The following is a 10,301-nucleotide window of genomic DNA, read 5'->3' on the forward strand; positions in this document are numbered from 1 at the left end:
GGAACGATTTCGACTCATGCTTCCTTTGCGATTGCGCTCTTCTCATGGAAACGGCGCTGCTCTCCCTGCCTGAGCTCACGCTCTAAGAAGTAGTTCAACAGCGTTCGCAGCAGAACGATCGCCCCTAAATTCAAAATATCCTGGCGGGTTGGTGCAACTGCGGTACGCAGGATATCACTCGCTACGGTAAATTCTAGCCCCAATGCCAGCACTCGTCCCAGTTTCAGACGAATACCTTCAGTTGCATCTACATGGTATCTCGAACGCAATAACAACTGATGCAGATACTCCCAAATTCCCCGAATGATACCCAGGCCAATGACAATTGCAGCCGCAATTTCTGCTCCTGCTGCCAAATAGCCCACGATTAGCTTGAGCCAGGACTCCAAAGGAATAGCTGCACTTTCTACTGGCGCCCCTCCTCCAACATTGAGGCTCAACAGAAGTACCAGCCCAAAAATCAGGCCCAGAGGCAATAACAGGTTGATGAGTGATTCGATGAAAAGCTCTTGTTTCATTGGCTGTTAGTTATCTCACCATGAACAACGAATCTGCCCGTTGCTACTTCAGCTTTTGTGCTAGGCGATCGCCAACGCGCAGCGCATTTGCCATAATCGTTAGCGTCGGGTTAACGCCTGAATTGGACGGAAAAAAACTGCCATCCACAACGTAGAGATTATCAACATCATGGGTGCGGCAATTCAGGTCAAGGACTGAGGTTTTGGAGTCTGTGCCAAACCGACAAGTGCCACATTGATGACCAACTGATTGTACCGGCATCTGGGCACGGGGATACAGGCTAAAGGGAATGACGTGCTTGGCACAACAACGGTTGAGGGATTTGAGTACAGATGTCCACCGGTGAATTAGGCGATCGCCTGCTTCCGTATTGTTCGGCGTATAATCTAGGTTAATCTTGTCGCCCGCCACCCGCACGCGATTATTTTTATCTGGCAAATCTTCTGTCTGCAACCACCAACCAACTGAGCGCTCAGCAATCAAATGCCGCTCATATTCAGGGATCAATTTTACCAGCGGAGCCATGAGCCCAGGAGCTTCAGCCGGCAGCATATCAGCTAACACATTGCCGGTATTTTGTACCATCCCCATTGGATAAGGAAAATCCGGCTCTCCCCAATAATAATCATTAACAGCAATTGTTTTTTGAAAGCTAGCTTGATTCACTTCTATGTGCATGGAAACTAGAGCGGTTGCCAGATGTTTCATCAAATTCCGCCCCACCTGATCGGAACTATTTGCTAATCCATTGGGGTGCTGTTCGTTAGCAGATTGTAATAACAAGACAGCCGAATTAATTGCACCGCAGGAAACCACCACAATATCGCCTGTAAACTGCTGTCGTTCCCCTAAAACTTCTGTTTCTACCCCCGTCACCTCTCGCCCTGACTCGCTGGTATGCAGTCGCAGGACTTTGGCATTAGTTATTAGGCTAACATTGGCATACCTTTCGCGGGTAGGACGAATCGCATTCACATCCGCATCAGCTTTGGCACCTACTAAACAAGGATAGCCGTCAAATGTATCGCAGCGAATGCAAGGGCTGTTTGTGCGATCGCCTTCATTCAGCTTTAATCCTAATGGCAAATGAAAGGGATTGTAGCCAATTGCTCGAATCTCATTTTCGAGTACCTGCATATCAGGTTCATGACTGACAGCAGGATAAGGATAAGCTTGGCTGCATGGCGGTTCAGTTGGATCGGTTCCTCGCTCTCCATGAACGTCATAGAGTGCTTCTGCTTGCGTGTAATATGGCTCAAAATCTGCGTATTTGAGCGGCCATTCTGGAGAAATTCCTCCCTTGTGAATTACGCGATCGAAATCTCGCTCGCGCAGTCGTAAGAGAGCCGCACCATAAACTTTTGTATTGCCGCCAACCCAATAGCCTGTCTGGGGTCTAAACTCCTTACCTTCCCTGTCGTACCAGCGCTCGTCCGTGTGGTAGCGCTCTTTTTGATAAACTTCTAACGCACTCCAATTCGCTTTTTCCCTGGGCAAAAAGTCGCCTCGTTCTAGCACTAAAATCTTTTTACCAGTCGGTGCGAGACGGTGAGCGAGCGTACCTCCACCCGCACCGGTGCCAATAATGATGATATCGTAGTGATTCGCGGGATTTACCATTGCCAAGTTTTTGCCAAATTGTGCTGGTTTGAGAATAATTTTACCTTAGATCACGGGTTAAATACTACCCAGAGATTCAGGAATCAAAACAGTATCAATGATGTGAAATACACCGTTATCTGCTTCCACATCTGGAGTGACTACATTAGAATCGTTTACCTTAACTCCATCAGACGTATTAATCGTGAGCGTTGAACCTTCGGAGGTGGTGACAGAATGAGTTTTGCCAATTTCTGCTGCTGTGATTTTTTGGTCGAGAATGACATGATAGGTTAAAACTTTAATTAGATCCGGGATATTTTCCAGCAAAGCTTTTACAGTTCCCAATGGCAGCTTAGAAAACGCTTCATCAGTTGGTGCAAAGACGGTGAAAGGGCCTTCTGCTTTTAAACCCTCTGCTAAGCTAGCCACATTGAGAGCTGTTACTAAATTAGCGAAGCATCCGGCATTGATTGCAGTATCTACAACGTGATGCCTTGTCAATCTCCTTAATATTTACAGGGGGTTTTACAGTTAAACTTGAAATTACAAAAGTGATTTTAGCTGCGATCTAGCAACACTTGCCCTGCATCAATTCGGATGCGAAATAGGCTGTAAGGTTTCTCGCGCAAGTCTTGCCCATTATGATAGCTGGGGTTCCTATTCCACTGATCTACAGTAAAGTAGAGATAGCCATCTTGGGCAACAAAAAGGCAATTGGGCCAAAGCATTCGCGCATCATGGGCGACTGTTTCCAACGTACCATCAGGTAGGCGGCGCAAAATCGAATTGTTTTCGTAGTTCGTCACATAAAGGCGATTTTTTGCATCGGAAACCATGCCACCGGAAGCGCCTTTTTCACCGTGATCGATGACTGTTGTGGCAACCTCTTCATCAGGTAGATTTTGATTAACTAATGCTTCAATGCTGACGCTGTAAAGGTGGCGACTTGCCAGAGGACAATAAAACAGCATTTGACCGTCACCACTGAGGGCAATACCATCACTACCTGTGTGAATGTGCTTCGGCGGTTTACCTGCGTGGCGCACCATCATCGGTTGACCTTCAACTACTGGCAAAAAGCCTGAAATTGGTTTAGTTGAAGGATGGTCATTGAGTTTGCGCCAACTTTTTCCAGAGGCTAAATCTACGACAACAATGCCGTTAGGCCCTTCTTCCGATGAGTCGGTAATAAATGCAATTCCTTCCTCTCCCCAGCGCAAATCGACGCGCACATCATTCAGGGTAGAATTGGCAGAGGCGACGGATTCTGGAAAGAGTATTTTTTTGACAATACGATCGCTTTCCAGGTCAATTCCCACCAGTTTCGGGCCGCCGGGAGGAACTGAATTTTGTTTGATTTTTGCGTGGTCTAACAGCCAAAGGCGATCGCGCGCGTCGATGGTCATGCCTTGTACGCAAAGCAACCGTTCTGAGGGCGAAGCTGAATCTAACTTGTGGATTTCTGCATTGGGATAGGGAACGGGATTGCCGTTTTTTTCTTGCGGCTGTTTGAGTTCCGCAACGGTGAATTCTACATCGTCAACCAGACGGGGGTAGCTGATGAAAATTCGCCCTTGCTTGGATACCGCAACACCGATGGGCATGGCACCATCGAATAGCGTTATTAGCTCTAGATTGCCAGCGGATTTGTCAGCAGGCAATGAAGGCACCGTGGCCAAAGGTTCGGTTGCGACCAAGTTCGCCATTGCACTAATCCTATTGAGATTATGAATGATTTAAAGAAGCAGAAATTTAGATGCTAATTATATCTAAAAAAGGTCTAGCCTGCTATTTAGTTAACAAAGCACAACAACTTTTTTGGATATTTTGCTCGGTTTAAATTAACATTCTTGATAAAATTTTTATATCTATCTAATGGCTTAAGTGAGATTTATATCTAAAGACTGATTTGTATTTGACTAATCATTGTTTCAGGATATAAATGACCTTTAAAAGGGTAGAAAATACTAATGCTTGAAGGCATCAATATTTATGACGATCGCATGAAATCGCTCCTGCGTCCTGGTGCTTCACTCCAGAAGGTTGCCAGCGGTGCAGTCTGGAGCGAAGGCCCGGTTTATTTCCATGAAGATGATAGCGTGGTGTGGAGCGACGCTCACGGCAACCGCCTGCTGCGCTGGAGTCCCAGTGAGGGAGTGAGCGTTTTGCGCGATCCGTCCGACTATCAAAGTGGCAATTACCGCGATCGCGAAGGTCGCCTTGTCTCGTGTTCGTCCGGTTTGCGCGCGATCGTCCGGCGCGAACACAGCGGCGAATGGCAGGTGTTAGTCGATCGCTATCAAGGCAAGCGCCTCAACAGCCCGAATGACCTGGTAGTGAAGAGTGACGGCACGATCTGGTTTACTGACCCCCCCTACGGCCTCACGCAGCCAAACCAGGGATACGGCGGCGAACAGGAACAGCCTGGATGTTTTGTGTACCGCTTCGATCCGGCGACGGGTGCGATCGATGCAGTGGTGACGGATATGTTGCGCCCCAACGGTCTCGCCTTTAGTCCCGACGAAAGCATCTTGTATGTGTCGGATAGTTCCGCTTTCAATATGCCCCAGGGGTATCACCACATCCGCGCCTATGATGTTGTAGGCGATCGCGATGTGGACAATGGCCGCGTGTTCGCAGTCATCGATCCTGGTGAACCCGACGGGTTGCGAACGGACGAACACGGCAATATCTTTACGAGTTCCAAAGATAGCGTGCAGGTGTACGCGCCCGACGGTAATCGCTTGGGCAAAATTCCGGTACCGGAGACTTGCGCTAACCTGACTTTTGGGGGAGCCCAGCGCGATCGCCTGTTGATAGCGGCTGGCACCTCTTTGTATGCGATCGATCTCAACACTCGCGGGGTGCAATAAGTAGAAGGGAAAAGGCTGTATAGCCGACTATTTACGAATCTGTACTTGACGTTTAATCATGTCCAGTTTGGAATATCTCAATAGATTGGAAATGACAAAATGATTTATAAATTTGCTATCGGCGTGGCGATCGCGCTTCTGTTCGCTCAAGTTTCACCTCATCTGCCAGAACTAAGTTTCAAACTGCTTAGTTCACTCAATCCCGTCTTTCCGGCAGATCTTCCCGGCTGGGCACTTTTATTGTTGAGAGTGGGTATCGGCGGCTTATTCCTGCTGCACGGCTACCCAAAAATAACACATCTTCGAGAGTGGTCTGAGGCTCTGAAAATGCCGCTGTTTCTGTGCTTTCTCTCAGCAGCTTCGATGTTAGCTGGCGGAGTTTGCCTGATTCTGGGATTTCTCACACTATTAGCAAGTCTGCCGATTCTCGGTTCAATGCTATTCGCTATCTATTTAGATATATCCAAACGGTTGCCTTTTGTTGCTAGCGATCCGTATTTAATTCCTGAAGGGCAGTATGAAGGGCCCAATGGCAAGGGCGAACCGCCAAGCTGGGAGAAAGCGTTTATGTACTGCCTGATGCTGATTGCGATCGCGATTTTAGGGCCTGGTGCATATTCGCTGGATGCTTTAATTTTTAGAGGCTAAATTATTCTTGCCAGCCCGTTAGCTTCGACTATTAGCATTTTGCGATCGTTCTTTACCTATTGTGCGATCGCAGTTTTGACCTAAAGCGAGGCTGACACCCACCGCCCTGTAATGCTGGAAAGCTTTACTACGACTAAGTTTGAGTAATAGAGTTAGTGGCTCTTCCGTATTGAATATGCTAAATAAATAGTAACCTGAGCAAATAAATATGAACAAATATATAAAAGACTGAATCAAGTTCTTGCCAGGATAGAAAGAATCTTAAAAGACGCCTCCAAATAAGTATTATTATCAAAACCCTCGGTTATTAAACAACTAGGAATTGAGGAAATATCCTTTATTAACAACTAACTAAGGTAATTATAGTGCTGTCTTAATAGATGTAATCAAACTCCATAGCCCTTATCGAAAAATGAATAAAACATCCATTAAAACCACAAACTCAAAATCAGGCGAGTTACATAAAATGTATTTATCTATCAAAATTATCCCTGAATCAAAATAAAAATTTAGACCAATTATTGAGCAAGAAATAAATGGACTAGAGGGATTCTGTAAACTTGAAGAATGACACTTGAGAGTAAAAAAATATTTTCCTGACACCCAGAACACTATTATCCGTTGGCTTGAGGAGATTATTGCTTACTTTGATAATAGGACTACCAGTGGTGTTCTTGAGGGTATCAACAACAAACTAAAGTTAATAAAACGTTCTGGTTAGGGTTTGAGGAATTTGGAAAACTACTCTGGTTAGATGTTTGCTTACTGAGCACTTTAAGTGTTAGTTTGGTACATCAACTAATCAAGAGCCGAGTTAATCAATAATTTGTTATAAAATATAGTATCCTACCTTCAAATGGCCAAATCTGTAATTAATGGCAAATGATCCGAACCGACATTGCGGCCAGTATGAATCTTCAAAACACTAATTTCTTTGCTGACTAGAAAGTGATCGATCGGAATATAAGCTAGGGGCATAAAAGTCGGCCAAGTCGGTAAAATGCCAAAACCCGATCGCGCATTTCGCAAATTTCCGGTTTTTACCATATTTTTGTAGAAGGGCGACCACATTGTGGTGTTGAAATCCCCAACCACAATCAGCGGATTTTTTACTTGGGCTGCATACTCGCCGATGCCTGCTAGCTGTTGGTTGCGAGCGATAAAACTTTGATGTTTGATCGGCACCGTCGGATGAGCAAGAATCAAAGAAATGATTTTACCTTGAAATTTAACATCAACCAACAAGCTCTTTCTTTGGTTTGAAAAGGCTCTAACAGAGGAATTATTTAAAGGCAGCTTGCTGTATATTGCACTGCCAAATCTCTCAGATTCTTGCTGGGTGGAAGAGTAAGGAAATATCTCCCTTAAAACCGATAACTCTCTTGCCCAAGATGAGTTGACTTCTACAAAAACCGCGATATCAGGTTGTTCTGCTTTAACCAGCGATATCACCTCAGAATATCGCCGATTACTCCTTAAAACATTTGAATGCAAAATCCGCAAGTTTTGTCCGGGAGTTGCTCCGGCTACTGCTGGCGCTGGAAAATACCAAGGAACAATTTCCGCTAAATTAATAATGATACAAAATGCGCTCACCAACAACCATCTTTTTTGTGAGCGCACGAGAGCGAACAATATAAAAGTAGAGAAACCCACCAGCAGATATTGTAGTTTAAAATGAGAACTCAGTTCAAAAAAAATGTTAAATTCTCCCAAATAACCGACTATTGACAACACGGCATTTACAGTTGCTGCGATAATAAACCATTTTAAAATTACGTACTTCAAGCTAAGGTTTTTGTTGGGGATGCTGTGCATCACCGCCCATTTGAGCTTGATTTTAAGGTCGTTGGTAATCAGCAATTTATCAATTTCTGTTACCAATTGTTCTGGCGGTTCCAACTCTCGCCGCTTTTGATAAAATCTCACCAGGAAGCTATCTACCACAAAATAACTAAAATAATTAGCAACAAAGCCTGCAAATACCAACACACCTAAACCGATCAGCATACCAAACGAACCGCCGACTTTGACCAAACCCGACCAAACGGCTGCGTCACCTGTTTTACCTGTAGCTAGTATGGCTATAAATAGCATTAAAGTAGGCAATCCGATGGTGATTGTGTTTCTGATGAGAGAGTCCATTCTACAATTTTAGATTTTAGATTTTAGATTTTAGATGGGAAATGAATCATGCAGTTTTTAGGGCAATGCACACCCCGCCTATTGACTTAAGAGCGACTTTAGAAAATCGGGATAATCCTTAAATTTCATAGATTTCTAATGGTAAGTTGTCGGGATCTCTGAAAAATGTAAAGCGTTTTTCGGTAATTTCGTCAAGGCGAATTTCTTCTACTTCTACTTGTTGAGATTTTAAGTAAGCAACTGATGCTTCTATGTCCTCAACTCCAAAAGCTAAATGTCTCAAACCGCAAGCTTCAGGATTGTTAATTCTTTCAGGAGGATGGGGAAATGAAAAAAGCTCAATGGTGTCGCCGTTTCCCACTCCCAAATCTAGTTTGTAAGAATTCCTCTCGGTTCGGAAAGTTTCTTTGATAATGGAACATCCCAATACTTCTACATAAAATTTTTTAGATGCTTCGTAATCCGAGCAAATAATCGCCACATGATGTATTGCTTTTATTTTCATCTTAAAAAATTTAGTTATAGCTGAAGGAATAAGGAAGAAGAAAGAAGGAAGAAGAAAGAAGCAGCAATGGTTTCAGCGACTAAGAATGTTAATAGCGTCGGGCGCGGTTGCTATAGCTGGGGTTTTTTTCAACAGCACAGCACGCTATTGACAATTATATTTGACGATCGCAGACTCGGCGAGAAACCCTGGGAAATTCAGGGCGATCGACCTTTATTTTCCCTCGCCCAAATCTTAATCTGAAAAATTTCTGCAAAAAAAGTACCCTACTTTGATAAAATGAGAGTTTTGCAGTCAATCACGCAATTTGCATCTCAGGAGACAAGGATTATGGCCCGTATGTATTACGACACCGACGCGAACCTAGACCTCTTAGCCAACAAAACGATTGCTATCATCGGCTACGGTTCCCAAGGACACGCCCACGCCCTCAACCTCAAAGACAGTGGCATGAATGTCGTTGTCGGTTTGTATCCCGGTAGCAAATCTGCAGCCAAAGCAACCGACGCGGGTTTAACAGTTCACCCGGTAGACAAAGCAGCAGCCGCTGCTGACTTCATCATGATTTTATTACCCGATGAAGTTCAAAAAACTATTTACAAAGAACAAATCGAACCGAACCTTTCAGAAGGAAATGTTTTAGCATTTGCTCACGGTTTTAACATTCACTTCGGCCAAGTTGTTCCCCCTGCCAATGTAGACGTAGTAATGGTTGCCCCCAAAGGCCCCGGACACTTGGTGCGACGGACTTACGAACAAGGGGAAGGTGTTCCGAGTTTGTTTGCAGTATATCAAGATGCTTCCGGTCAAGCGCGCGATCGGGCAATGGCCTATGCTAAAGGTATCGGTGGCACCAGAGCCGGCATCCTTGAAACCACTTTCCGCGAAGAAACAGAAACGGATCTTTTTGGCGAACAAGTAGTTTTGTGCGGCGGTTTGAGCGCCTTAATTAAAGCTGGATTTGAAACTTTAGTTGACGCCGGATACCAACCGGAATTAGCTTATTTTGAATGTTTGCACGAAGTTAAACTTATCGTTGACTTAATAGTAGAAGGAGGCCTCGCCAAAATGCGCGACAGCATCTCCAATACCGCAGAATACGGCGATTTAACTCGCGGCCCCCGCATCGTCACGGATCAAACCCGCGCCGAAATGCGTAAAATTCTCAGCGAAATTCAATCCGGCCAATTTGCCCGCGAATTCGTTCTCGAAAACCAAGCCGGCAAACCGGGCTTTACCTCCATGCGCCGTCAGGAAGCAGAACATCCTATTGAAGAAGTTGGTAAAGATTTGCGAGCTATGTTTAGCTGGTTGAAAAAGCAGGCTTAATCAATTTTAGATTTTAGATGGGAGGACCAATCTAAAACAGTCCTTGAGGCATAACCTCTATCTGTAGGGTGTGCAGTGCACACCTTACTGCTGGGAGGAAAATCTCTAATCTCAAGTTTAATCGATTACAGATTAGAGAGTGGATAAAAAAATCTCAAACCTAAAATCCAAAATCTAAAATCGTACTGTTGGATTTCGCTTCGCTTAACCCAACCTACAAGAAAAAGGCTAGGTATTATTAGAGAAACCGGGTTTCTCGCTGGTAGCTCAAAACTATCGACTGGGACTAGGACTTTTTTCCAAGTTTTCAATCTCCTTATCCCTTTGCTTGTTTGAATCTTTCGGCTTCACCCACGAAGGCCACAACCCGACGAAGAACTTTCGGCTTGCCACGCTAGTATCTCTTACAGGTTTGGGCAGAAAAGCTAAAGTGTCACCGTAAAGGGTAAACAGCGCTATAAACAGCAGCAACAGCGGGATAAGATTTTTTTTAGGCATGGCAGTTTGGGAGTAGAGTTTGTGAAAGCGCTTTGTTATATTTTGCCCTTGCACGGACCAAAAATATCAGAAACAGCTTAAGAAGAAAAATACACCCCTGGGGACTAAGCTGTTGCACATTTAAACTGTGATACAAGCATTGCCCTTATTTTTGATTTTACGACCCCACTTAATTATTAATT

Annotated in this window: 10 protein-coding genes and 1 pseudogene; 5 read left to right on the forward strand and 6 right to left on the reverse strand. The window is 44.5% G+C overall.

Annotated elements, in window-relative coordinates; all coding sequences use genetic code 11:
* Positions 1-14: 14 nt before the first annotated feature.
* Genes QT994_RS18120 through QT994_RS18135 form a run of 4 tightly spaced genes read right to left on the reverse strand, consistent with a single transcriptional unit; the run spans position 15 to position 3,827 of the window.
* A complete protein-coding gene (locus QT994_RS18120) occupies positions 15-518 on the reverse strand; it encodes a DUF1622 domain-containing protein (RefSeq protein WP_333176739.1) in 504 nt (167 codons plus the stop codon).
* A 43-nt stretch (positions 519-561) separates the two neighbouring features.
* Positions 562-2,139 carry a GMC family oxidoreductase gene (locus tag QT994_RS18125; protein WP_333043981.1) on the reverse strand — a complete coding sequence of 526 codons (1,578 nt, stop codon included), beginning with the start codon at positions 2,137-2,139 and terminating at the stop codon, positions 562-564.
* Positions 2,140-2,196: 57 nt separating this feature from the next.
* Entirely contained in the window at positions 2,197-2,622 is a 426-nt protein-coding gene (locus QT994_RS18130) for a fasciclin domain-containing protein (protein ID WP_333176741.1), read from the reverse strand.
* A 56-nt stretch (positions 2,623-2,678) separates the two neighbouring features.
* Positions 2,679-3,827 (reverse strand): L-dopachrome tautomerase-related protein, encoded by a 1,149-nt coding sequence (locus QT994_RS18135; protein ID WP_333176743.1) that lies wholly within the window; start codon positions 3,825-3,827, stop codon positions 2,679-2,681.
* A gap of 264 nt (positions 3,828-4,091) precedes the next feature.
* Between QT994_RS18135 and QT994_RS18140 the strand changes: the two genes are divergently transcribed.
* The 3 genes and pseudogenes from QT994_RS18140 to QT994_RS18150 form a co-directional block, all read left to right on the forward strand.
* On the forward strand, positions 4,092-4,994 hold the full coding sequence (locus tag QT994_RS18140; protein ID WP_333176746.1) for an SMP-30/gluconolactonase/LRE family protein: 903 nt from the start codon (positions 4,092-4,094) through the stop codon (positions 4,992-4,994).
* 99 nt (positions 4,995-5,093) lie between these two features.
* On the forward strand, positions 5,094-5,642 hold the full coding sequence (locus QT994_RS18145; RefSeq protein ID WP_333043989.1) for a DoxX family protein: 549 nt from the start codon (positions 5,094-5,096) through the stop codon (positions 5,640-5,642).
* A gap of 589 nt (positions 5,643-6,231) precedes the next feature.
* A pseudogene (locus QT994_RS18150) lies at positions 6,232-6,363 on the forward strand (transposase); the annotation flags it as partial.
* A gap of 131 nt (positions 6,364-6,494) precedes the next feature.
* On the opposite strand, the gene QT994_RS18155 reads toward QT994_RS18150, so the two are convergent.
* Both QT994_RS18155 and gloA2 read right to left on the reverse strand, forming a co-directional pair.
* Complete coding sequence (locus QT994_RS18155) at positions 6,495-7,787, reverse strand: endonuclease/exonuclease/phosphatase family protein (protein ID WP_333176749.1); 1,293 nt, start codon at positions 7,785-7,787, stop codon at positions 6,495-6,497.
* Positions 7,788-7,905: 118 nt separating this feature from the next.
* Entirely contained in the window at positions 7,906-8,292 is a 387-nt protein-coding gene (gene gloA2 / locus QT994_RS18160; RefSeq protein ID WP_333176752.1) for an SMU1112c/YaeR family gloxylase I-like metalloprotein, read from the reverse strand.
* Between the two features lie 66 nt (positions 8,293-8,358).
* Here gloA2 and QT994_RS18165 point away from each other — a divergent pair, with 66 nt between their 5' ends.
* The gene (locus tag QT994_RS18165; RefSeq protein WP_333043993.1) at positions 8,359-8,535 is read left to right on the forward strand and encodes a hypothetical protein; all 177 of its coding nucleotides are present in this window, start codon (positions 8,359-8,361) and stop codon (positions 8,533-8,535) included.
* Positions 8,536-8,571: 36 nt separating this feature from the next.
* Positions 8,572-9,621 (forward strand): ketol-acid reductoisomerase, encoded by a 1,050-nt coding sequence (gene ilvC / locus QT994_RS18170; protein WP_333043995.1) that lies wholly within the window; start codon positions 8,572-8,574, stop codon positions 9,619-9,621.
* Positions 9,622-10,301: the final 680 nt, after the last annotated feature.

The organism is Microcoleus sp. S13_B4, assembly GCF_036700885.1.
GTDB lineage: Bacteria > Cyanobacteriota > Cyanobacteriia > Cyanobacteriales > Microcoleaceae > Microcoleus.

Bases quoted from the DNA above. Each gene is read 5' to 3' on its own strand.
- gloA2 (WP_333176752.1), bottom strand. From the start codon at position 8,292: ATGAAAATAAAAGCAATACATCATGTGGCGATTATTTGCTCGGATTAC.
- QT994_RS18155 (WP_333176749.1), bottom strand. From the start codon at position 7,787: ATGGACTCTCTCATCAGAAACACAATCACCATCGGATTGCCTACTTTA.
- QT994_RS18140 (WP_333176746.1), top strand. From the start codon at position 4,092: ATGCTTGAAGGCATCAATATTTATGACGATCGCATGAAATCGCTCCTG.
- QT994_RS18135 (WP_333176743.1), bottom strand. From the start codon at position 3,827: ATGGCGAACTTGGTCGCAACCGAACCTTTGGCCACGGTGCCTTCATTG.
- QT994_RS18145 (WP_333043989.1), top strand. From the start codon at position 5,094: ATGATTTATAAATTTGCTATCGGCGTGGCGATCGCGCTTCTGTTCGCT.
- QT994_RS18125 (WP_333043981.1), bottom strand. From the start codon at position 2,139: ATGGTAAATCCCGCGAATCACTACGATATCATCATTATTGGCACCGGT.
- QT994_RS18165 (WP_333043993.1), top strand. From the start codon at position 8,359: ATGGTTTCAGCGACTAAGAATGTTAATAGCGTCGGGCGCGGTTGCTAT.
- QT994_RS18120 (WP_333176739.1), bottom strand. From the start codon at position 518: ATGAAACAAGAGCTTTTCATCGAATCACTCATCAACCTGTTATTGCCT.
- ilvC (WP_333043995.1), top strand. From the start codon at position 8,572: ATGAGAGTTTTGCAGTCAATCACGCAATTTGCATCTCAGGAGACAAGG.